Source organism: Ferrovibrio sp., from assembly GCF_046297895.1.
Classification (GTDB): Bacteria; Pseudomonadota; Alphaproteobacteria; order Ferrovibrionales; family Ferrovibrionaceae; genus Ferrovibrio.
In genome coordinates, this window is sequence record NZ_JBKBHC010000005.1 from 66,143 (window position 1) to 88,230 (window position 22,088).

The 22,088-nt window shown below is 63.4% G+C and carries 23 protein-coding genes; 13 read left to right on the forward strand and 10 right to left on the reverse strand.

Annotated elements, in window-relative coordinates:
- From pcaF to ACK4FK_RS09470, 5 genes are read right to left on the reverse strand one after another with little or no spacing between them, the layout of a single operon-like run.
- A complete protein-coding gene (gene pcaF, locus ACK4FK_RS09450) occupies positions 1-1,203 on the reverse strand; it encodes a 3-oxoadipyl-CoA thiolase (RefSeq protein WP_409744372.1) in 1,203 nt (400 codons plus the stop codon).
- Positions 1,204-1,259: 56 nt separating this feature from the next.
- The gene (locus ACK4FK_RS09455; RefSeq protein ID WP_409744375.1) at positions 1,260-2,267 is read right to left on the reverse strand and encodes a threonine/serine dehydratase; all 1,008 of its coding nucleotides are present in this window, start codon (positions 2,265-2,267) and stop codon (positions 1,260-1,262) included.
- Positions 2,268-2,322: 55 nt separating this feature from the next.
- Positions 2,323-3,189, reverse strand: coding sequence for an alpha/beta fold hydrolase (locus tag ACK4FK_RS09460; protein WP_409744377.1), 867 nt, complete (start codon positions 3,187-3,189; stop codon positions 2,323-2,325).
- Entirely contained in the window at positions 3,186-3,890 is a 705-nt protein-coding gene (locus tag ACK4FK_RS09465; RefSeq protein ID WP_409744380.1) for a haloacid dehalogenase type II, read from the reverse strand. Before ACK4FK_RS09465 ends, ACK4FK_RS09460 begins: the two co-directional genes overlap by 4 nt.
- Positions 3,874-6,039 (reverse strand): transglycosylase SLT domain-containing protein, encoded by a 2,166-nt coding sequence (locus ACK4FK_RS09470; protein ID WP_409744383.1) that lies wholly within the window; start codon positions 6,037-6,039, stop codon positions 3,874-3,876. Before ACK4FK_RS09470 ends, ACK4FK_RS09465 begins: the two co-directional genes overlap by 17 nt.
- A gap of 141 nt (positions 6,040-6,180) precedes the next feature.
- Here ACK4FK_RS09470 and dapA point away from each other — a divergent pair, with 141 nt between their 5' ends.
- The 3 genes from dapA to ACK4FK_RS09485 are packed head-to-tail and all read left to right on the forward strand — an operon-like array spanning position 6,181 to position 8,272.
- Complete coding sequence (gene dapA / locus ACK4FK_RS09475) at positions 6,181-7,101, forward strand: 4-hydroxy-tetrahydrodipicolinate synthase (protein ID WP_409744387.1); 921 nt, start codon at positions 6,181-6,183, stop codon at positions 7,099-7,101.
- Positions 7,102-7,107: 6 nt separating this feature from the next.
- Entirely contained in the window at positions 7,108-7,575 is a 468-nt protein-coding gene (gene smpB, locus ACK4FK_RS09480) for an SsrA-binding protein SmpB (RefSeq protein WP_409744391.1), read from the forward strand.
- Positions 7,576-7,600: 25 nt separating this feature from the next.
- On the forward strand, positions 7,601-8,272 hold the full coding sequence (locus ACK4FK_RS09485) for a sulfite oxidase-like oxidoreductase (protein ID WP_409744393.1): 672 nt from the start codon (positions 7,601-7,603) through the stop codon (positions 8,270-8,272).
- Between the two features lie 7 nt (positions 8,273-8,279).
- Here the strand turns inward: ACK4FK_RS09485 and ACK4FK_RS09490 are convergent, their stop codons facing one another.
- Complete coding sequence (locus ACK4FK_RS09490) at positions 8,280-9,833, reverse strand: M81 family metallopeptidase (protein ID WP_409744396.1); 1,554 nt, start codon at positions 9,831-9,833, stop codon at positions 8,280-8,282.
- 70 nt (positions 9,834-9,903) lie between these two features.
- Here ACK4FK_RS09490 and ACK4FK_RS09495 point away from each other — a divergent pair, with 70 nt between their 5' ends.
- A complete protein-coding gene (locus ACK4FK_RS09495) occupies positions 9,904-11,487 on the forward strand; it encodes an ABC transporter substrate-binding protein (RefSeq protein ID WP_409744398.1) in 1,584 nt (527 codons plus the stop codon).
- A gap of 20 nt (positions 11,488-11,507) precedes the next feature.
- On the opposite strand, the gene ACK4FK_RS09500 is transcribed toward ACK4FK_RS09495, so the two are convergent.
- Both ACK4FK_RS09500 and ACK4FK_RS09505 read right to left on the reverse strand, forming a co-directional pair.
- A complete protein-coding gene (locus ACK4FK_RS09500) occupies positions 11,508-12,146 on the reverse strand; it encodes a uracil-DNA glycosylase (protein WP_409744401.1) in 639 nt (212 codons plus the stop codon).
- A 17-nt stretch (positions 12,147-12,163) separates the two neighbouring features.
- Entirely contained in the window at positions 12,164-12,829 is a 666-nt protein-coding gene (locus ACK4FK_RS09505; protein ID WP_409744404.1) for an NYN domain-containing protein, read from the reverse strand.
- Between the two features lie 97 nt (positions 12,830-12,926).
- Between ACK4FK_RS09505 and folK the strand changes: the two genes are divergently transcribed.
- The 9 genes from folK to era all read left to right on the forward strand — a co-directional run bounded on the left by folK (position 12,927) and on the right by era (position 20,619).
- Positions 12,927-13,439, forward strand: a complete 513-nt coding sequence (folK, locus tag ACK4FK_RS09510) for a 2-amino-4-hydroxy-6-hydroxymethyldihydropteridine diphosphokinase (RefSeq protein WP_409744407.1) — start codon at positions 12,927-12,929, stop codon at positions 13,437-13,439.
- 113 nt (positions 13,440-13,552) lie between these two features.
- Positions 13,553-13,939 carry a DNA-directed RNA polymerase subunit omega gene (gene rpoZ / locus ACK4FK_RS09515; protein ID WP_409744410.1) on the forward strand — a complete coding sequence of 129 codons (387 nt, stop codon included), beginning with the start codon at positions 13,553-13,555 and terminating at the stop codon, positions 13,937-13,939.
- 133 nt (positions 13,940-14,072) lie between these two features.
- The gene (locus ACK4FK_RS09520; RefSeq protein WP_409744414.1) at positions 14,073-16,244 is read left to right on the forward strand and encodes a RelA/SpoT family protein; all 2,172 of its coding nucleotides are present in this window, start codon (positions 14,073-14,075) and stop codon (positions 16,242-16,244) included.
- A gap of 26 nt (positions 16,245-16,270) precedes the next feature.
- A complete protein-coding gene (gene pyrE, locus ACK4FK_RS09525) occupies positions 16,271-16,858 on the forward strand; it encodes an orotate phosphoribosyltransferase (protein WP_409744417.1) in 588 nt (195 codons plus the stop codon).
- A gap of 21 nt (positions 16,859-16,879) precedes the next feature.
- Positions 16,880-17,632, forward strand: coding sequence for a pyridoxine 5'-phosphate synthase (locus tag ACK4FK_RS09530; RefSeq protein WP_409744419.1), 753 nt, complete (start codon positions 16,880-16,882; stop codon positions 17,630-17,632).
- An 11-nt stretch (positions 17,633-17,643) separates the two neighbouring features.
- A complete protein-coding gene (gene acpS, locus ACK4FK_RS09535; RefSeq protein ID WP_409744422.1) occupies positions 17,644-18,102 on the forward strand; it encodes a holo-ACP synthase in 459 nt (152 codons plus the stop codon).
- Between the two features lie 45 nt (positions 18,103-18,147).
- Positions 18,148-18,939: a signal peptidase I gene (gene lepB, locus ACK4FK_RS09540; RefSeq protein ID WP_409744425.1), complete on the forward strand. Its 792-nt coding sequence runs from the start codon at positions 18,148-18,150 to the stop codon at positions 18,937-18,939.
- A gap of 7 nt (positions 18,940-18,946) precedes the next feature.
- Entirely contained in the window at positions 18,947-19,696 is a 750-nt protein-coding gene (gene rnc / locus ACK4FK_RS09545; protein WP_409744428.1) for a ribonuclease III, read from the forward strand.
- The gene (era, locus tag ACK4FK_RS09550) at positions 19,693-20,619 is read left to right on the forward strand and encodes a GTPase Era (RefSeq protein WP_409744431.1); all 927 of its coding nucleotides are present in this window, start codon (positions 19,693-19,695) and stop codon (positions 20,617-20,619) included. The genes rnc and era overlap by 4 nt, the downstream gene beginning before the upstream one ends.
- A 5-nt stretch (positions 20,620-20,624) precedes the next feature.
- On the opposite strand, the gene ACK4FK_RS09555 is transcribed toward era, so the two are convergent.
- Entirely contained in the window at positions 20,625-21,545 is a 921-nt protein-coding gene (locus tag ACK4FK_RS09555) for an AEC family transporter (RefSeq protein WP_409744434.1), read from the reverse strand.
- A 61-nt stretch (positions 21,546-21,606) separates the two neighbouring features.
- Positions 21,607-21,969, reverse strand: coding sequence for a hypothetical protein (locus tag ACK4FK_RS09560; protein WP_409744437.1), 363 nt, complete (start codon positions 21,967-21,969; stop codon positions 21,607-21,609).
- Positions 21,970-22,088 lie beyond the last annotated feature (119 nt).

Genomic DNA, 22,088 nt, shown 5'->3' on the forward strand with positions numbered 1-22,088 from the left:
TCAGACCCGCTCGATCACCATCGCAATGCCCTGGCCGACACCGATGCACATGGTGCACAGGCCATAGCGGCCGCCGGTCCGTTCCAGATGATTCAGCGCCGTGGTGATCAATCGCGCGCCGCTCATGCCGAGCGGGTGGCCGATGGCGATGGCGCCGCCATTCGGGTTCACGTAGGTCGCATCATCTGGGACTTTCAGTTCGCGCAGTACGGCCAGGGCCTGGGCGGCAAAGGCCTCGTTCAATTCGATCACATCCATGTCGCGGATGCTAAGGCCTGCCTTCGCCAGTACCTTTTCCGTGGCTGGGACCGGACCGATGCCCATGATGCGGGGTGGCACGCCGGCAGTGGCCGTGGCTACAATACGTCCACGCGGCGTCAGGCCGTGTTTCTTTGCCGCCGATTCCGAAGCGATGATCAGGGCGGCCGCGCCGTCGTTCACGCCCGAAGCATTCCCGGCCGTGACCGTGCCGCCCTGGCGGAACGGCGTGGGCAATTTGGCCAGAGCCTCAATGGAGGTGTCGCGTGGATGCTCGTCCCTGTCCACGACCACCGGATCGCCTTTGCGACTGGGGATCGTTACCGACGTGATCTCGGCTTCAAACAATCCCAGCTTAATGGCATTCAGCGCGCGCTGCTGGCTGCGCAGGGCGAAGGCGTCCTGGTCGGCGCGGCTGATGCCAAATTGCTCGGCGACATTCTCGGCCGTTTCCGGCATGGAATCGACGCCATATTTCTGCTTCATCAGCTTGTTGACGAAACGCCAGCCGATGGTGGTGTCGTGGATGTCGACCGTGCGCGAAAATGCACTTTCAGCTTTTGCCATCACGAATGGTGCGCGGCTCATGCTCTCCACGCCGCCGGCAATGGTCAGATCAAGTTCGCCGGTCTTAACGCCACGTGCGGCTGCGCTGGCGGCTTCCAGGCCGGAACCGCAGAGACGGTTCACCGTGGCGCCGGGTACTTTCTCTGGCAGGCCGGCCAGCAACAGAGCCATGCGAGCGACGTTGCGATTGTCCTCGCCGGCCTGGTTGGCGCAGCCAAAAATCACGTCATCGACGGCACCCCAGTCGACGGCGGGGTTGCGTTGCATCAGGGCCTTGATCGGTACTGCGCCCAGGTCGTCGGCCCTTACGCCGGACAGAGCGCCACCGTAACGTCCAACGGGCGTGCGTATGGCGTCGCAGATGAATGCCTCGGTCATGTGTCTCTCCCTAAGGTCTCTCGGCCGAGTGGAACGGGCCGCGGCTCTGATTCTGCTCAAACCGGCGGCGTGCGGCTGATGATGGCGGAGTAGAGCGACGAGTCAACATTTCCGCCCGATGCCACCGCGATTACCGTGCGGTTAGCGCACGTCACTCTGCCATTCAGAACGCTGGCCAGCGCCGCGGCACCGCCCGGCTCGATCACCAGCTTGAAATAGTGGAAGGCAGTGGCCATGGCGGTTTCCACTTCGACATCGGTGGCCGAGACGGCGCCGTTAAGGCAGGCGCTCATCACGCCGAAAGTGATATCGCCCGGATGCGGAGCCATCAGGGCATCGCAGAAAGTATTGCCCTTGCCGGCATGGCTCATGATCTTTCCGGCCTTAAGGGACAGATCGATGTCGTCGAACTGATCGGGTTCGGCGCAATAGACCTCGGTGGGGGGAAGCCGATCCTTGATGGCAAGGGCAATGCCCGAGATCAGACCGCCGCCTGAGGCCGGCGCCAGCACCGCATCGGGCACGATATCGCGTTCGGCGCATTGCGCGGCGATTTCCAGACCGATGGTGCCCTGACCGGCGATGATGAAGGGATCATTGAACGGCGGCACCAGTGTCATGCCGCGTTCATCGCAGTAGCGGCGGCCGATGGCTTCCCGGTCCTCCTTGTATCGGTCGTAGAGAACGACTTCGGCGCCATAGGCGCGGGTATTGGCGATCTTGATCGCCGGCGCGTCGCTCGGCATCACGATCACGGCGGGGGTGTTGCACAGTCTGGCGGCCCAGGCTGCAGCCTGGGCATGATTGCCGGACGAGAAAGCGACGATACCGCGCTTGCGTTCTTCGGCATCCAGGCGGCTGATCCGGTTGTAGGCGCCGCGGAATTTGAATGACCCGGTTACCTGCAGCGGCTCGGCCTTGATCAGCAGCCGGCCGCCGAGCTTTTCATTCAGGAAGCGGTTTTCCAGCAGCGGCGTCTGCACGGCGATACCCCGCAGACATTTGGCGGCGTCCTCGACATCGCCCACGGTGGGCAGTGGCGGCAGTTTGGCTGGGGCGTTCATGACGATGGTCTCCGGACTCTGGACAGGGACGGTTTATAGCATGGCAGGCACGGCTCTACAGCCCGGCAAGAAAGGCATCGATCGCCGTCGCTGCTTCTGGTTCGTCCAGTTGCGGCACATGGCCAACGTCCGGCACGGTAACGGTCGCCATGCCGGCATGCTCCCGTTTCATGCGGATCAGGGTTTCGGCCGTCAGGATATCCGATAGCGTCCCGCGCAGGGCCAGCACCGGCACATGGCGCAAGCCGCGAAACAGTGGCCAGAGATCGGGCAGGGGCTGTTTGGCCTGCTCGCGCAGGGCCACGGCAATGTTCAGGTCGTAATCCAGCCGCAGGCCGCCGCGTGCGGTATCCTCGGTAAAGGTCGCCCGCGTGATCCGCATCCAACCTGCATCGTCCAGTTTCGGATAGGCTGGTCCATAGGTCTTCCGCAGGATTGCCATGGCGGTTTGATGGTCGGGGGCATGAACCGGATTGCCGATGTAGCCGGCGATGCGCTGACGGCCAACTTCGCTCACATCAGGCCCGACATCGTTGAGTATCACGCCGGCCAGTACGGTCGGCATCGCGGCCGCCATCGCCATGGCCATGATCCCGCCCATCGACGTTCCCAGCACGATCACGCGATGCAGATGTGTCACGGCCAGCAAGTGCTGCAGGTCGCTCAGGTAAACCGTCGGCTGGTAGTTCGACGGGGTCGGGTCATAGGCCGAACGGCCCCGGCCGCGGAAATCGAAACAGATCACGCGCCGGTCCTGGGCCTGCCGCATGGCGAAGTCGTGGAAGTCCCTGGCGTTGCGGGTAAGGCCGGGCAGGCAGAGCAGGGGCAGGCGGGCAGCGTTACGGGGGCCGTAGTCGCGAAAATACAGGCGAAGATCGTCCTGCGCATGGAAATAGCGCTCGGTGAAGCCGTCGGCGCTCATGCCGCTCCGAGGATTGCCGGAACGTCGTCCAGGCTGTCGAGCGTGACGTCGGGCGGGTTGGGCAGGCGTTCCGCGGGCTGGCCCGTACGGTTGATCCAGATCGCATAGAAACCGGCGCGTTTTCCGGCGTGGATGTCCCAACCGTTGCTGCTGTGGAAAGCAACGGCCTGGGCCGGCAGATTCAATCGCTCGGTGACCAGGCGGTAGACGCGGGGATCGGGCTTGTAGATGCCGACTTCCTCCACCGACATGCAGTGGTCGATCAGGCCGGCGATACCCGAGGATGCGCAGGCAGCCTGCAACATCGCTGGCGCACCGTTGGAAAGAATGCCCGTGATCAGCCCCGCCTGCTTGAGCCGTCGCAGCATGTCTGGCACTTCCGGATAGCAGGCCAGGTTATAATACAGGTCGAGCAGACGCCGGCGCAGGTCGGGCCGGTTCAGTCCGCGTTCATCCAGCGCGAAGTCCAGTGCATCCGCGGTGACCTGCCAGAAATCGGCATGCGCCCCCATCAGGCTGCGCAGCCAGGAATAGTTGAGTTGCTTGCTGCGCCAGGCGTTGGCCAGCGGCTGCCAGTCGGCGCCGAGTTCGCCGGCCATGGCGCGGGCGGCGGCATTCACATCGAACAGGGTGCCGTAGGCATCGAATATGCAGGCCCTGATCGCCGCGGCAGGCCGCGCCACTTCAGCAATCGCCGCCATTGCAGGCCTGCTGCGCCGTGCCGCGCATGTCGACATACATACGATCCAGGTTGGCCGGCTTGCTGCCCAGCAGAGCGCGATATATCTGAACCCCTTCCAGCACCCGCTGGACATAGTTCCGGGTCTCGGTGAAGGGGATCAGCTCGATCCAGTCGATTACGTCGACATGCGACAGGCGCGGATCGCCCCAATCTCGGATCCAGCGGCGCACTCGGCCTTCGCCGGCGTTATAGGCCGCCAGGGCCAGGACGTAGTTGTTACTCCAGTTCTGCAATAGGCCGTTCAGGTAGTGCGTTCCCAGCCGCACGTTGTAGCCAGCATCGTTGGTGAGGCTGGTAAGCTGATAGCCGGCCTTGATCTCCTTGGCCACGCCCTGGGCCGTGGCGGGCATAAGCTGCATCAGGCCGCGCGCACCTGCCGGCGACACGGCGAACTGGTTGAACTCGCTCTCCTGGCGCGACAGGGCCAGCACCAGGGCGGTTTCCGGCTGACGGACATGGAGCATCGGTTCAACGAGCGGATAGCTCTCGCGCACCAGGATGATGTTCTGGCGCGCCGAGCGTTTGCTTGCCATCACGGCCAGGTCCACGCGCCGCAGGTTCCGCGCCAACTGGGCCACCAGCTTGTGCTCCTCCGGCGTGTCGGCGGTATGGACCAGCCGCAGGATGAACGGGCGCAGGCGATCTTCCTGGTCCAGTTCGACCAGCAGGCGGGCGGCGCGCACCACTTCGCGACGCTCGAAATGCCGGGCGACTTCCGCGCCGGGCTGTGTCGTGTCGGGAAGGTTGAGGGGCGCCCCTGGGTCGATGACATGGGCCGCGAGCTGGCCGTAGAAGGTGGTGCTGTGCCGCGCCGCATCCTCGTAAGAGCGCCGCGCCAGATCCGCGTTGCCCAGGGCGTCATGGGTGCGTCCGAGCCAATAGCCGGCCCGTGACAGGCTGACGGGATAGCGCACGCTGTCCTGCAGTTTGCTGAAATGCTTCAGTGCGGCCTGCGGCTCCTGCAGCAGGCGCAGCGCGATCCAGCCGGCCAGCCACTCGGCCTCGGCGAGCGCGCTGCCATCCTTCAGCCCGTGGCCGGCCGCCAGCCGGTAGGCTTCCGAGATGCGGCCTTCGGCCATGGCCTTGCGGGCGCGGAGATGCCGCTCGGTCCACCATTTCTCCGCCCGGCCCAGATCGTCCGGCGCGTTGTGGAGCAAAGTCTCCACCCCTTCGTCCATGCCCCGCTTGCGCTGCCAGCGCAGCCGGTCATAGGCCAGGCCACCGTCTTCGCGCAGATGGGCCGGCAGCCCGGCAACCAGCTTTTCGGCCCCGGCAACATTGCCGGCCAGTGCGATGCGGGCTTCTGCCAGGCGCCGGGAGTCGCTGTCCAGCCTCGGCAGCATCCGGCGCGCTGCCTCGATGTTGCCGTCCCACAAAAGGCGGTCCGTGCGGGCTGCATTGTCGGCATTCGAGAAGCGGCTGCCGAATTCGGTCCAGAGTGTTTTTTCATCCCGCAGCGCAAGGTTGCCATCTACCCAGGCCCGCCGCATCACCGGAAAGGCATCGGCCTCGCGGCCCAGCCGCAGCAACGCCTCGCCCAGCCGCAGCAGCCCCAGGCCGGTTTCCGGCGGATGGGCATCGAACCAGGCGATGACACGGCCATCCCCGGTCGAGCCGTTCATGGCCTCTTCGGCCCGGCGCAGCAGGGCTTCACGCGCCGGCCAGTCAGGTTTGCTGTCGATGAAGCTGGCAATCTCCTCGAAGGAGGCGCCGCTATTGGGGGCCTGAAGCCAGAGCCAGCGCACCAGTTGCGGGATCAGGGGATCGCGGGCCGTCGCCGCGATGCGCCTGGCGGCGTCGAAACGTCCGGCCTCGGCTTCCTGCATGGCCTTGCGGCCAATCTCGCGGTCCGCCGCGCTCAGCAGGGTCTGCTGGGCCGGGAGCTGGGTCTGCTCCGGCCGTGCCGGAGGGGTGCCGCGCCGGGGCTTGCTGGCGGGCAGCGGGGCAGAAGTGGTGGTGGATATCAATTCGGCCGCCGGCTTGGTTTCCGGGGTCGGCTGGCTGGCCTCGGCCGGCAGCACCCAGCACAACGCAAGACCGGCCAGCAATGCCAGGCCGAACGGCTGGCGCCAGCGCCGGGAGGGACAATCGATACAATGCTGCGACACGGCGAATCTTCCGTAAATCCAAACACATGATAACAGGCTGCGCGGCCGGGCAAAAGCGCGGCTTGCCCTTGATGGCGCCTGCCGGCGCGGGTAAGGTCGCGTCTGATCCATTTCGTAACGCGCAAAGGTAAAGGAACCATCATGTTCAAGGGCTCGTTCGTCGCACTGATCACCCCGTTCCGGAAGGGGAAGGTGGACGAGAAAGCATTCGGCGACTTCGTCGAGTGGCAGATTGCCCAGGGCACGCATGGCCTGGTGCCGGTCGGCACCACCGGCGAATCCCCCACCCTGAGCCATGACGAGCACAAGCGTGTGGTCGAGATCTGCATCGAGGCCGCGCATGGCCGTGTTCCGGTCATGGCCGGCACGGGTTCCAATTCGACCGACGAAGCGATCGAGCTGACCAGGCATGCCCAGGAAGCCGGCGCCGATGCCGCCCTGATCGTGACGCCGTATTACAACAAGCCGACACAGGCTGGCCTGTATGCCCATTACAAGGCCATTCACGACGCCACGAAAATCCCGATCTTCATCTACAACATCCCGCCCCGCTGCGTGATCGACATGTCGGTGGAGACCATGGCGGCTTTGTCCAAGCTGCCGCGCATCCGTGGCGTGAAGGATGCCACCGGCAATATCGAGCGTCCGCTGCTGCAGCGCATCGCCTCGGGCCCGAAATTCTGCCAGCTCGACGGCGACGACACGACCGCGATCGCCTTCAACGCCCATGGTGGCACCGGCTGTATTTCCGTTACCGGCAACATCGCGCCAAAGCTGGTCTCGCAGATGCAGGAGGCCAGCCTGGCCGGCGATCAGGCCAAGGCGCTGGCGATCCAGGAAAAGCTGATGCCGCTGCACAAGGCATTGTTCGCCGAGACCAGCCCCGGTCCGGTGAAGTATGCAGCCGAATTGCTGGGCATCTGCTCTGCCGAGTTGCGCATGCCAATGGTGCCCCCCAGCAAGGCGACCACTGATCGCGTCAAGGCGCTGGTCAAGCAGCTAGGCCTAGTCGGTCCAAAGCAGAAGGCTGGCAAGGCGACGGCGAAGAAAAAGAAGAAGTAACCCTTCATGGCCCAGCAACCGCGCACGGTGGCCGATAACCGCCGTGCGCGTTTCGATTATCATCTGGACGACACTTTCGATGCCGGCATCGTGCTGGTCGGATCGGAGGTGAAAAGCCTGCGCGGCGGACGCGCCAGTATCCAGGATGCCTATGCGGCGGAGCAGGGCGGCGAGATATGGCTGATCAATTCGCATATCCCGGAATATGCCGGAGCGAACCGCTTCAATCATGAGCCGCGGCGACAGCGCAAACTGCTGCTAAAGCACAAGGAAATCGACAAGTTGATCGGCGCCCTGAAACGTGGCGGCGTGACTTTGGTTCCCTTGAGCATATATTTCAACGAGCGTGGCAGGGCCAAGGTCAAGATCGCGCTTGCCCGAGGCAAAAAACTGCACGACAAGCGCGAGACCGAGAAATCCCGCGATTGGGATCGCGAAAAGCAACGCTTGATGCGAAACAAGGGCAGGGAGTGATCGCGGAACCCTTCGGGAGGCAGCGATGAGCGACGAGTACAAGCCGGGCCTGCTCGGCCAGATCAAGGACAAGCTGATCGCCTCCAAGCAGCAATGGGCGAAAGATGGCCGCCTGCTGACCGGCGAAACCTCGGCGCCGAACCAGCGGCGCCTGCCGCCGGGTCAGAGGCTGGTGCGCGACTGGCCGGTGCTTGATCTGGGCGTGCAGCCGAACATCCTGCTTGATCGCTGGCAGCTGACTGTCGGTGGGCTGGTGCGAAACCCGGTCAAGCTGACCTGGAATGATTTTCTCGACCTGCCGCAGACCGACACCGTATCTGACATCCATTGCGTCACCGCCTGGTCGCGGTATGACAACCGGTGGAGCGGCGTGCTGGCGACTGATTTCCTCAAGCTGGTAAAGCCGCATCCCGATGCGCGTCATATCGTATTCCAATCCTACGATGGCTATGCCACGAACGTGACGCTCGAGATGTTTTCTGCGTCCGACGTGTTGCTGGCACATTCCTGGGAAGGTGCACCGCTGACGCGCGAGCATGGCGGACCCGTGCGCATTGTGATGCCGAAATTCTATTTCTGGAAGTCGGCGAAATGGATCAAGCATATCGCCTTCCTGGACCGCGAAGCACCCGGCTACTGGGAAGTGCGCGGTTATCACAATACTGGCGATCCCTGGAAGGAAGAACGCTACGGTTGATCCAGGTTCAGTCCGGCGACCATTCCATATCCGGATCGAGTGGATAGATCGGACGCGGCACCTGGCGCCAGGGCACGTTCTGCAATACCGGCGTGGTCAGGCCGGGTACGTCCACCTCGATGATGCGATCATCCGGAAAGAACTCATCGAAAGCAGCGCGGAAATGGCCGCGCGACTTGACCACCAGACTGCGCAGTCTGCCGATATCGATCCCGAAGCTTTCGAAATACATCGGGTCCAGCGCCTGGTGCCGTATGGTGGTCACCACCACCTGGATGCCACCAACCGCGATCACCGCAGAAGGGCCGACATTCAGGGTGCGGCCTGCGGCCATGCCGCGTCGGCCGACAAAACGGCCATCGCTGAGCGCAACCACTTTGCCGGGTGCCGTGAAGGCTTCGGAGAAGGTGGTGGTTTCGCTGCGATTGAACCGGGCCTCGAAAGTGGCCCCCATGCCCAGCCGATGCGCCTCGGCCGTCAGTTCCGGATCGAAGACCGGACCGATGGCGCAGCCCTTTACGCCGGCCTTGTGAAAAGCAGAAAGGATATAGGCAGTATTGCCGCGACCGCCGCCGCCCGGATTGTCGGCCACATCCGCGAACAGCAATGCCGGCCTGCCCGTATCGGTGCCGCAGGCCTGTGCCATGGCCGTCGCCTCTGCTAGCGGCGCAAGGTTGGCGATGAAGCGCCGGCGTTGCGACCAGGCATAGACGGCCACCTCGCGGGCTACGGCGCTGGCCCTGGCAGGGTCCGTCGCAGTGGCGATCACCGACATGCCGTTCTTCGGGGTGTCGCCCAGGGTGAATCCCGAGGACACCGAAACGTCGATCACGCCGTTCCCGACCCGCGACTGACCGTATGCGATGACATCGGCATAAGGTCCCGATTTGGTGTTCTGGCTGGTGGAAGGGGGGATGAACGGCAGCTTGACGAAAGCGGCATGCGGCTTCATTCCAGCCAGCATGGCGCGCAGGTGACGGGCGCAGTCGGCGCCGCGGTCCGGCATGTCGGTATGCGGATTGCAACGATAGGCAACCAGCACGTCGGCGGCATCCACCATGGCCTGGCTGACATTGGCATGCAGGTCAAGCGTGGCAACGACCGGCACGTCCGGCCCGACGATCTCGCGCACCGCGCGAAAGACAGTGCCATCAGGGTCGATGTCGCCGGTAGCGGTTGCGGCGCCATGCTGCGACAGGAAAACGCCATCCAGCGGTCCGGCATTGCGCAGATGCAGGCGCAGGCGTTCGATCACCCAGTCGAAAAAGGACTGCTCGACCGGTCCCGACGCGCCCACGGCCGCCATGATCAGGGGAACGCAGTCCCATGGGCCATCGGCGTTCATGGCAGCAGTGAATCCGGTCAGGGTGGTCGGACAACGCGGATTGGCGCTGGCCAGGTCGGCGAGCAGCGCTTCGCCCTCCAGCAGAACGTTGGCAGCAAACTCCTCGCGGGTGGAAACCGGCGCATGTCCGTTGCTTTCCAGCATGAATCCGCCCACCGCGATGCGCGGCGTTCTGGAAGGCGTATTACCGGACGTTATGGTTTCAGACCGCATCATGTGTTGACACCCGACTCCCTGCGACGCCCAATAATGGCGGGGATGGACTCATATGAAAAGGATTGAGGGGATGATGATCGTATCGCGGCGCCTGTTCATGGGCGGAAGCTTTGTGGCTCTGGCATCAGGCGGTTTTGCCTCGCGGGGCTCCGCGCAGACCGCTTTGCAGCTTCGGATCGGCACCAAGCTGGAACTGAATACGCTCGATCCTCATTTCTTCAATGGCTTTCCGCAGGGCTCGTCGCATAGCACCATATTCGACGCCCTGCTGTCCTATGACGAACAGCTTCGTCTGCGCCCCGCTCTGGCCACGGCATGGCGCAGTATCGACGACAAGACGTGGGAATTCGATCTGCGGCAGAATGTGAAATTTCACGATGGGTCGCCCTTCACGGCAGATGACGTGATCGCAACGCTGGAACGCGTGCCGAAGGTGCCGAATAGCCCGAATCCCTTCACTTTCTTTACGCGAGCCATTGTGTCCAGCGAAAAGCTGAGCGATCACCGCATCCGTTTCCGGACCGACGCGCCGACCCCAAGCCTGCCCAACGATCTGGCCCGCGTATTCATCATCTCCAAGAAATTCGTCGGCGCGAGCACGGCGGATTTCAATTCCGGCACGGCCGCCATCGGCACCGGCCCCTACAAGGTGGCGGAGTGGGTGAACAGCCAGTATCTGGTGCTGGATCGCAACCCGCTATACTGGGGGCCGGCGCAGCCCTGGGCGCGGGTCACCGAGCGGGTGATCAAGAGCGATGCCGGCCGTATCGCCGGGCTGCTGTCGGGAGATCTCGATGCCATCGACGAGATCCCGACCATCGATCTGCCGCGCATTCGCGAGGACAAGCGTTTCACCACCGCTAGCGGCACCGCCGCAACCGTGCAGTACATCGCCATGGATGCCGTGCGCGATGAAAGCCCGTTCATCTCGGCCAAGGACGGACAGCCACCGCTGAAAGGCAACCCGCTGAAAGACCGCCGGGTGCGCCGCGCCCTGTCGCTGGCGATAAACCGGCAGCTGATCGTCGACCGCATTCTCGACAAATCGGGCGAGCCGGCCTCGCAGTTTCTGCCGGCGCGGTTCGAGGGCACCAGCCCCAAGCTGAAAGTGGAGGCGGTCGATCTGGACCGGGCCAAGGCGCTGCTGAAGGAAGCCGGTTACGAGAACGGTTTCAAGATCACGCTGCATGCCACGAACGACCGCTATCCCAAGGACAAGGATATCGCCCAGGCGGTTGGCCAGGCCTGGACGCGCATTGGCCTGCAGGTCCATGTCGAGGCCCTGCCGGGTACGGTGTTTTTCAGCCAGGCGACGAAGCAGGAATATTCCGCCTTCATGGCGCAGTATGGCTCGGAGGATGCCTCCATCGGCCCACGCGTGCTGGTGCATACGCCCGGCGGCGGCTATGGCACGGCCAACCGGACCAAGTTCTCGGATCCAGCCATTGATACGGTTGTCGAGAAAGCGCAGACGGAAATGGATCCGGTCAAGCGCAAGCAGCTCGTGCAGCAGGCCATCGAGATGTCGATCGAGGCCCAGGCGATCATCCCCGTCTTCCATCCCAATGCCGAGATGGCCAGCAAGCGGGAAATCACCATCACCCCGCGTCCCGAGCGCCGGTTCAACGCCCTGATGATGAAGCCGAAGGCCTGATGGCGTGGCGCCGCCGCTGGCTAGACGGCGGCGGCGATCCGCTCGAACACCGCGTGGAACATCGCCTCGGTCAGGCGGCCGGTGTTGGTATTGTAGCGCGAACAGTGATAGCTGGAGAACAGGATCGCGCCGTTCGGCATCCGGTGTTCCGAACCATGGCCGAAAGGCGCGGAGGCGCGCTTCACCTTCAGCGTATCCAGAACGGCGATATGGGCGATCTGCCCAAGCGCCAGAATGGCCTTGAGGTTGCCAAGCGCCGCGATTTCATGTGCCAGAAAGCTGCTGCGGCAGATTTTTGTTTCTGCCGGCGTCGGCTTGTTTTCCGGCGGCACGCATTTTACCGCATTGGTGATGCGGCAGCGCACGAGCTGCAGCCCGTCATTCGGATCGGCCTTGAATGCGCCCTTGGCAAAGCCGTATTTGATCAGCGTGCTGTATAGCAGGTCGCCGGCATAATCGCCGGTGAAGGGCCGCCCCGTGCGGTTGGCCCCCTTCAGGCCGGGAGCCAGGCCGACCACCAGCAGGGCAGGATCGCCATCGCCCCAGGATGGCACCGGACCGTTGAAGAAGCTTGGAAAAGCCTTACGGTTGGCGGTGCGAAAATCCAGCAGCCGCGGACAAAGCGGACAATCATGGTCCGGCTGGATGACGGTACGCATCGATGGCTGGCGGTCGATCAGCGCAGGTGCTTGCGCGGATCGGCCGTGTCGATCTCGTCGAAATCGTCCATCGCCTGGGCCGGGCTCGACGGGGCGCTTGAACCCGTGCGCAACGTGGCATGGACGCCGGCGGTGCGCGACTGATCGCGGGCGGCCTGATCGCGCATGATTTTGGGCATCAGGTCCTGCAGCTCGATGAAGGTATCGGCCTGACGGCGCAATTCGTCGGCCACCATCGGCGGCTGTGTCTTGGTGGAACTGACCACGCTGACGCGCACGCCCTTGCGCTGCACGGCCTCCACCAGCCGGCGGAAATCGCCATCGCCGGAAAACAGCACGACATGATCGATATGCGGCGCCATCTCCATCACATCGATGGCCAGTTCGATATCCATGTTGCCTTTTACCTTCCGGCGGCCCATGGCATCGGTGTATTCCTTGGCCGGCTTGGTCACCATGGTGAATCCGTTATAGTCCAGCCAGTCGATCAGGGGACGAAGCGGCGAGTATTCCTGATCCTCGACCAGTGCCGTGTAATAGAAGGCGCGGACGAGATGCGATTCCTTGCGGAAGCTTTCGAGCAGGCGGCGGTAGTCGATTTCAAAGCCGAGGCTGCGCGCTGCGGAATATAAGTTGGCGCCATCGATGAAGAGCGCGACGCGCTCCTGAGTATAGAACTTCATGATCTATTCCTTGCTGTTATAGACTTCGGTGCAATGACTGTAACGTCGTATGTAACCCTTTGTGCTTCGGGGACAGGCCTAAGGCAAGAATAAAGTTATGGCAACAGATCGATCCGGCATCTTTATCGCCTTGGGCGCCAATCTCCCGAGTGAGGTGCATGGTGCGCCACGCGCGACACTTGAGGCTGCCGTGCAGTTTCTCGCCCGCGAGGGTGTTCGGATTCTGAAACGCTCCTCATGGTGGCAGTCCGAGGCACAGCCGGTTTCGGAGCAGCCGGACTTCGTCAACGGCGTTATCGAGATCCGAACCGGCCTGGCGCCAGCCGCGCTGCTGGAAAGGCTGCATCGTGTCGAGGAAGCCTTCGGCCGGCTGCGCCAGACCCGCTGGGAGGCCCGCGTGCTGGACCTCGACCTGATCGACTACCGCGGCCTGAGCATGAGCGGCGAGGGCGGCGGGCCGCTCCTGCCGCATCCCCGCATGCAGGACCGTCTGTTCGTCCTGCTGCCCCTGCGCGAAATCGCCCCGGACTGGCGTCATCCGGTTACCGGGGTCGCGATAGATGCCCTGATTGCCGGAGTAAATCCAATAAAAATCAACAGGTTAGAATGATTTTCTTGGGATTCGGGTCCGTTTTCTGCTTGTATAAAGGCTTGCAACCGCCGGGAATCGCCCTTAATAAGCGCGCTCCCGCCTTTCGCTGCCGATTTTACCGAGGGTAGACCATGGCCCGCGTCACCGTTGAAGATTGCGTCATCAAGATCCCGAACCGTTTCGAGCTGGTCCTGCTGGCCGCCCAGCGCGCCCGTGCCATCTCTTCGGGTGCCTCGCTGACGCTGGATCGCGACAACGACAAGAATCCGGTGGTTGCCCTGCGCGAAATCGCCGATGAAACGGTGGATATCGAAGGCCTGCGTCAGCGCATGATCGGCGGCATGCAGAAGCATGTCGAGGTCGACGAGCCGGAAGAGGACAACATGGCCGCCCTGATGCAGTCCGGCGAGTGGGCCGGCGTGCAGCAGGACAACGAAGATCTTGCCGAGGGTATGTCGATCGACGAAGCCGATGCCGACGAAGGCCCCGAAGCGGCCGACGAGGCCGACGAGGCCTGATCCAGACGCCCTGCGCCTAGCGCAGGGCTGATTTCCCCGAATTCTGCTGCCGGCGGGCTTGTCCCCGCCGGTTTTTCGATCAAAATTACTGTTTATGTACAACCGTTTGCCGGAGGCGGAGAACGGGGCAGGGATGATGCGTCCGCGTGTCATGCGCCAGGTTGAGCTGTTAGAGAAGGTCCTCGCCTACGATCCCGCGGCGGATGAGGACCTGCTGAACCGTGCCTACGTATTCTCCATGAAAGCCCACGGGGCGCAGAAGCGCGCCTCGGGCGACCCGTATTTTTCGCATCCCGTCGAGGTGGCCGGCATCCTGGCCGGCATGAAACTGGACAGCACGGCCATTGCCACCGGCCTGCTGCACGATACGCTCGAAGATACCGTCGCAACGCCAGACGAGATCGAGAAGAATTTCGGTCGCGATGTGCTGCGCCTGGTAGACGGCGTCACAAAGCTTTCGCGCATCGAACTGCAATCCGACCGCACCCGTCAGGCCGAGAATTTCCGCAAGCTGCTACTGGCGATGTCGAACGACATCCGCGTGCTTCTGGTCAAGCTGGCCGACCGGCTGCACAACATGCGCACGCTGCATTTCATCAAGACCCCCGACAAGCGCCGGCGCATCGCCAAGGAGACCATGGAAATCTTCGTCCCGCTGGCCGATCGCATCGGCATGCAGGATCTGAAGGAAGAGTTGGAAGATCTGGCTTTTGCGGAACTGAATGGCGATGCGCGTGCCTCTATCATCGCGCGACTGGATCAGTTGCGTAACGAGGGCGGCAGCCTGGTCGACCGCATCAGCGACAAGCTGAAGCGGACGCTGGCGGAAAACGGTATCGAGGCCTGGGTATCGGGGCGCGAGAAGCGGCCTTTCTCCATCTGGGAGAAAATGCAGCGCAAGAACATTGCGTTCGAGCAACTCTCCGACATCATGGCTTTCCGCATCGTGGTGCGCGATCTTGCCGCCTGTTATCACGCGCTTGGCATCGCGCACCAAACTTGGCCTTCGGTGCCTGGCCGCTTCAAGGATTACATCTCCACGCCGAAGCAGAACGGCTATCGCAGTCTGCACACCACGGTGATCGGCCCGGAGAACAAGCGTATCGAAATCCAGATCCGCACCCAGGAAATGCACGACATAGCCGACCTGGGCGTGGCGGCGCATTGGCAGTACAAGCAGAACGGTCAGGCCGCGCCGGAAGCCGAGGCGCGCCAATACCGCTGGCTGCGCGAGTTGCTGGAGATCCTGGAGCAGACCTCCGATCCGGAAGAATTCCTTGAGCATACCAAGCTCAACATGTTCCAGGACCAGGTCTTCTGCTTCACGCCCAAGGGCGACCTGATTGCCCTGCCGCGTGATGCCACTGTGGTCGATTTCGCCTACGCCGTGCATTCCGATGTGGGTGATACCGCCGTTGGGGCCAAGGTGAATGGCCGCGTGGTGCCGTTGCGCACGGTGCTGCGCAACGGTGATCAGGTGGAGATCCTGCGCTCCAAGGTGCCGGCCCCGAACCCGACCTGGCTGAATTTCGTCAAGTCAGGCCGCGCCAAGTCCTGCATCAACCGCTTTATCCGCCAGCAGCAGCGTGGCCAGTATCACGAACTGGGCAAGGCGATCCTGGTCAAGGCGTTCCGCGAGCATGATGCCACCGCTTCGGAAAAAGCCCTGGAACCAGCGGTGAAGGTGCTGAAGCTGCGTTCGGCGGATGATGTCTTCGTTGGCGTCGGTGAGGGTAACATCACCGCGCGCCAGGTGCTGAACATCGTCTTCCCGGGCCAGAAGCAGGACGAGGCCGAGAAGGCGCCGCCGCTCCCCCGGTCGCACCGCACCGATCACGGCAAGGGCGGCGGGATCCCGATCCGCGGCCTGATTCCCGGTATGGCGATGCATTTTGCCGGCTGCTGCCACCCGCTGCCTGGCGACCGCATCGTGGGCATCGTGACCACGGGCAAGGGCGTTACGATTCACACCATCGACTGCGATGCGTTGGAGCAGTTCGCAGAACAACCCGAGCGCTGGCTCGATCTGGCGTGGGATGCGCCATCGGATGGCGATAAGGCTCTTGGTCATGTCGGCAGGGTCAGCCTGGTGATCAACAACGAACCCGGCGCGCTCAGTGCCGTCACCACCGTGATCGCCAAGCACAAGGGTAACATCACCAACCTCAAGATCACCAATCGCAGCCCCGAATTCTTCGAGATGTTCGTCGATATCGAGGTGCGCGACGTGAAACACCTGACCAACATCATCGCTGCCTTGCGCGCCACGCCGAGCATCAGTTCGGTGGAGCGCGCCAAGGGATGATGCAATATGAAGATAGACGGGGGATCATGAATCGCGACGACGTGCTACGGCATTACCGGGAATCCGGTGCGCTGCTAGAAGGCCATTTCCTGCTCACATCCGGCCTGCACAGCCCGGTCTACATGCAGTCGGCCCGTGTGCTGATGCACCCCGAGCGCGCCGAAGCGCTGTGCAGGGCATTGGCCGATGCGATCCGCGCCAAGCTGGGCCCCAAGCCGGTTGACCTCGTCTGCTCGCCGGCCATGGGCGGCGTGGTCGTGGGTTATGAACTGGCCCGCCAGCTTGGTGTGCCCGCCATCTTCACCGAGCGGGTCGATGGGAAATTCGCCCTGCGCCGCGGCTTCGATATTCCGAAGGGAGCCCGCGTGCTGATGGCTGAGGATGTCGTCACCACAGGAAAATCCAGCCGCGAATGCATCGATTGCATCACGGCTAATGGCGGCGTTACTGTGGCAGCCTCTTGCATCGTCGATCGGTCTGACGGCGAAGTCGATCTCGGTGTCCCGCTTTTTGCGCTCTGCGGTTTCAAGGTGCCGGCCTACCGCGATGACGAACTGCCGCCGGAACTGCAGAAGATTCCAGCCATAAAGCCCGGTTCGCGCGGGTTGACCTGATTGGCTGAGGAGAGGGCGACGATGACTGCACGTATCCTGCGTCTGGGCGTAAACATCGATCACGTCGCCACCATCCGCAACGCGCGTGGCGGACGCCATCCCGATCCGGTGCGTGCTGCCAAGCAGGCTGCGGCTGCGGGCGCTGATGGCATCACTGCCCATCTGCGCGAAGACCGCCGTCACATCTCGGACAGCGATATCGACCGGCTGATGGCCGAGATCGACCTGCCTCTGAATCTCGAAATGGCCGCCACCGAAGAGATGCTGGCGATTGCGCTGCGCCACCGGCCGCATGCCTGCTGCATCGTGCCCGAGCGCCGCGAGGAGCGCACCACCGAGGGCGGTCTCGATGCCGTCGGCCAGTTCGATCATCTGGCGCCGATGATCGATAAGCTGTCGGCCGCCGGCAGTCGCGTTTCCTTGTTCATCGAGCCATCCGAACGTCAGCTCGATGCCGCAAAAAAGCTTGGTGCACCGGTCGTGGAACTCCATACGGGCCGTTATTGCGAGACCGAGGGCGAAGCACAGGCTGCCGAATTGCAGCGCATCAGGAAGGCAGCGGCCCATGCCGAGGCCATCGGTCTGGAATGCCATGCCGGGCACGGCCTGAGTTTCGATACGGTGGTGCCTGTCGCGGCGATCCCGACCATCGTTGAACTCAATATCGGCCATTTCCTGATCGGCGAGGCGATCTTCAGCGGCCTCGACAGCGCGATACGCCGCATGCGGGCCCTGATGAACGATGCGCGTGGCGTCACCGGCCGCACGGCTTGAGTGATGGCACGATGATCATCGGCCTTGGTTCAGACCTGATCGACATCCGCCGTATCGAGCGGACCATCGAGCGCTTCGGCGACCGCTTTCTCGACCGTATCTTTACGCCGGTCGAGAAAGCGCGATCCGAGCGTCGCCAGCGTACCCGGATCGAATCCTACGCCAAGCGTTTCGCCGCCAAGGAGGCCTGTTCCAAGGCACTGGGCACCGGCTTTCGCAAGGGGGTGTTCTGGCGGGACATGGGTGTGGTGAACCTGCGCAGTGGCAAACCTTCCATGGCCCTGACCGGCGGGGCCCTGCTCCGGCTCCAGAGCCTGCTGCCGCCCGGCCACGAGGCCCAGATCGACGTCTCCCTGACCGACGAACCGCCGCTCGCCCAGGCCATTGTCATCATCACCGCCAGACCGATATTACCCCCGGATTGCCGACCGGACCCAACGCTTGACTTTGCCGGCCGGTTGCCGGCTTGATGCACCCCGGCCGGGGGTAAAAACGGTCATAAGGGATTGATTTATATGAATCAGGAGCAGGCGGTGGCTAAGCCGAAAACGCGTGGCGGAGAACTCTGGGACAGCCTCCGCACCCTGGTTTATGCCGTGCTGATCGCCCTTGGCATCCGCACCGTCGCTTACGAGCCATTCCACATCCCGTCCGAGTCCATGCTGCCCACCCTGCTGGTCGGCGATTATGTCTTCGTCTCGAAATACGCCTATGGCTACAGCAAGTATTCCCTGCTGTTCAGCCCGCCGCTGTTCGAGGGTCGCATCCTGGGCTCCGAACCCAAGCGCGGCGACGTGGTTGTGTTCCGCTGGCCGCATGATCCGTCAGTTGACTACATCAAACGTGTGGTAGGCCTGCCCGGCGACCGCATCCAGATGCGTGAAGGCATGCTGTTCCTGAACGGAGAAGCGGTGAAGCGGCGCCGGGTCGAGGATTTTGAACGTCGCGACCGCTTCGGCAATCTGGTTGAGCGCAACCAGCAATGGGAAGAGACTCTCCCCGGCGATGGCCGGAATCCTGCCGTCACCTATCGTACGCTGGACCTTTATGCCTACAGTTCCAGCGACAATACCGGCGTCTACACCGTGCCGCCAGGGCATTATTTCATGATGGGCGATAACCGCGACAATTCTCAGGACAGCCGGGTGGCGCTTGAGATCGGTGGCGTCGGCTATGTGCCGGCGGATCACCTGATCGGCCGCGCGGAGGTGCGCTGGATTTCGATCGAACCCTCGGCCTCGCTGTTGAAGCCGTGGACGTGGTTCAGCGCCCTGCGCTGGAACCGGATGTTCACGGGCATCGACTGAGGCGGGCGTGACGGCAGACTCCCGGAAATCTTCGCTCGAGACATTGCAGCAGACGCTCGGCCACAAGTTTGCCGATCCCAAGCTGCTGGAAGAGGCGCTGGTGCATCCTTCCGCCAATCCACGCCGTAGCCGAGCCAAATCGGCGCGGCAGAAAGCGGCGGCCGATACATCGCTGACGCGCGATTATAATCGCCTCGAATTCATTGGCGACCGCGTGCTGGGCCTGGTGGTGGCAACGCTGCTGGCTGAACGTTTCCCGCAGGCCGAGGCCGGCGAACTGGCCCTGCGTTACAACGCGCTGGTCAAGCAGGACAGCCTGGCGCGCTTCGCGCAGTCTCTGGGTCTGGGGGATTTCATACAGCTCTCGCGTTCGGAACGCGATTCCGGCGGCGCCGGCAAACCGGCCATCCTGGCCGATGCCTGCGAGGCCGTGGTGGCGGCTCTCTACCTGGATGGTGGCCTTAAGGTGGCCGAGAAATTCGTGCGGCGCTATATGATCCCCATGCTGGATGAAGTCACCGGCGGCGCGGCGAAGGATCCGAAAACGGCTTTGCAGGAATGGGCTGCGGCGCGCGGCATGTCGGCGCCGAAATACGATGTGGTCAGCCAGGAAGGTCCGCCGCACGAGCCGCTGTTCACCGTGGCAGTCCGGCTGGGCAGCGGCGAGCCCGAAAGCGGACAGGGCGGGTCGAAGCGCGCCGCCGAACAGGAAGCGGCCGGTCGCCTGTTGGGCCGGCTTGAGAACGGAAAGAAATGAGCGAAGCCAGTTCCAGTACCCCGGCGGCGCCGCATTGCGGCTATGTCGCCATCATTGGCGCGCCGAATGCCGGCAAGTCCACGTTGCTGAACCGTTTGGTCGGCGCGAAGGTTTCGATCGTCTCCAAGAAGGTGCAGACCACGCGGGCGCGTATCACCGCCATTGCCGTGCAGGGCGATGCGCAGGTGATCTTCCTCGACACGCCAGGCATCTTCACGCCGAAACGTCGGCTTGACCGCGCCATGGTGAACGCGGCCTGGAGCGGCGTGGACGATGCCGATGCCGTGCTGCTTTTGGTCGATGCGGAACGCGGCTTCGACGATGAGAGCCGGGCGATCGTCGATGCACTCAAGGAGCGCAAGCGCGGGCATGTCCTGCTGGCGCTGAACAAGGTGGACGCAGTCCCGCGCGAAAAGCTGCTCGGCCTGGCCAAAGCCGTGAACGATGCGTTCCCGTTCGAACGCACCTTCATGATTTCGGCAGAGAAGGGCACTGGGGTCGACGATGTTCTGCGCGACCTTGCCGGCCGCATGCCGGAGGGTCCGTGGCTCTATCCGGAGGATCAGTTGGCCGATGTGCCGATGCGTTTCCTGGCCGCCGAGATCACCCGCGAACAGGTCTATCGCAGCCTGCATGACGAACTGCCCTATGCGATCACGGTCGAGACCGAGAACTGGAAGGACCAGAAGGATGGCTCCGCCCGCATCGACCAGGTGATCTATGTCGAGCGCGAGGGGCAGAAGAAGATCGTGCTGGGCGAGGGCGGCCAGATGATCAAGCGCATCGGCGCCTTCGCCCGCAAGATCATGGAAGAGCAGTTCGAACGCCGCGTGCACCTGTTCCTGTTCGTCAAGGTGCGCGAGGACTGGGGCGACGACCCCGAGCGCTACGAGGCCATGGGTCTCGATTTTCCGAAAAAGTAGTCGGGCTAGACGCCTACCATCAGCATGAACAGCGGTACGGTCACGAAGGCCAGCAGCGTGCTGGCGGTCACGATGGCGGCCGCCATCGGCGCGTCGCCGCCCATCTGGCGGGCAAGGATGTAGCTGGCGCTGGCCGTCGGCATGGTGCCCCACAGCACCAGCACCTTGGTTTCCAGCGGACCCAGGCCCCATAGCCGGCTGAGGCCGAATAGCACCACGGGATAAACCATCAGCTTCAGCGCACAGGCGATGCCCACGGCGCGTCCGGCGTTCTTCGCCGCTTCCCATTGCAGCCCGGCACCCACGGTCAGCAGACCCATTGGGGCGGCCATGCTGCCCAGCATCTTGAACACCGGCTCGATGCCGCGTGGCAGGGAAAGATCGGACACGTTCATCAGAATGCCGGTCACGCAGGCGATGATCAGCGGGTTCTTGACCAGGAACATCACCTGGCCCCTGAAGCTGGTGCTCTGGCCGTGATCGCCGTAACGCGCCAGCGTCAGCACGCACATCACATTGATGGTCGGGATCGCCAGGGCGATGGCCACGGCAAACAGCGTGATGCCGGCGCCGCCTTCCAGCGCCGCCACGGCGCCCAGGCCGACGAAGGTGTTGAAGCGCACCGCGCCCTGGAAGATCGAGGTGAATCCCGGGCCGTTCACCTTGGCCAGTGGCCGCAGCGCATAGACCAGCCCGGCCTGCAGCAGCAGGGCGGCAAACAGCGCGCCCAGCATGCCGCTGGGGTCGAAATCGCCCAGTTTGGCGCTGCTCAGGTTGTCGACCAGCAAGGCCGGGAAGAAAATGAAATAGGTGACCTTGTCGGCCAGCGGCCAGAAGGCGTCGCCCGGGAAATTGCCGCGTTTCATCGCGCCGCCGATGGCGATCAGCAGAAAGATGGGCACGATGGCGAGAACGACGGACAGCATGACGGGACTCGGGAGGCGGCGGTTTTGCCCGGAGTCTACCGGAAGCGGAAGAAGCCCGAAACTAGCGCGCGGCGAGGAGGATGAGCAGTTCCATCGCGCGGTTGGCGAAGCCGAAGCCCAGATACAGCGCCAGCGCGCGCAGGGCGGCGTCGTACCAGCCGATGGGCGGGGCGATGGCGGCGATCTGCGCCAGGCGCGGGGCGGTTGCCGGCAAAACCGGACTTTCCGCAGTTTCGGGCGCCGGCCGCTCGGGGATCAGGTATTCGGCGACGCGGGTGCGGGCGGGGCCGTAGATGCGGCGCCAGCGGAAGGCTTCGGCCTCGGCGCTGTCGGCGGAACTCAGCGAGGCGCGCGGAATCCAGCTATCGGCCATCCGGGTGAGGACGACATAGCGGGGAACGACGATCTCGGCCTGCATGCCCATGCTGCGATCCTTGTCAAAGGATCATTAAGAAATCTTAAAGAGCGGTAAATTTCTTCAACCCTAGGCTCTGGCCCGCCGCTGGCCCGCTGGCTATGCTCCGTGTCCGGTTTTTACCATGC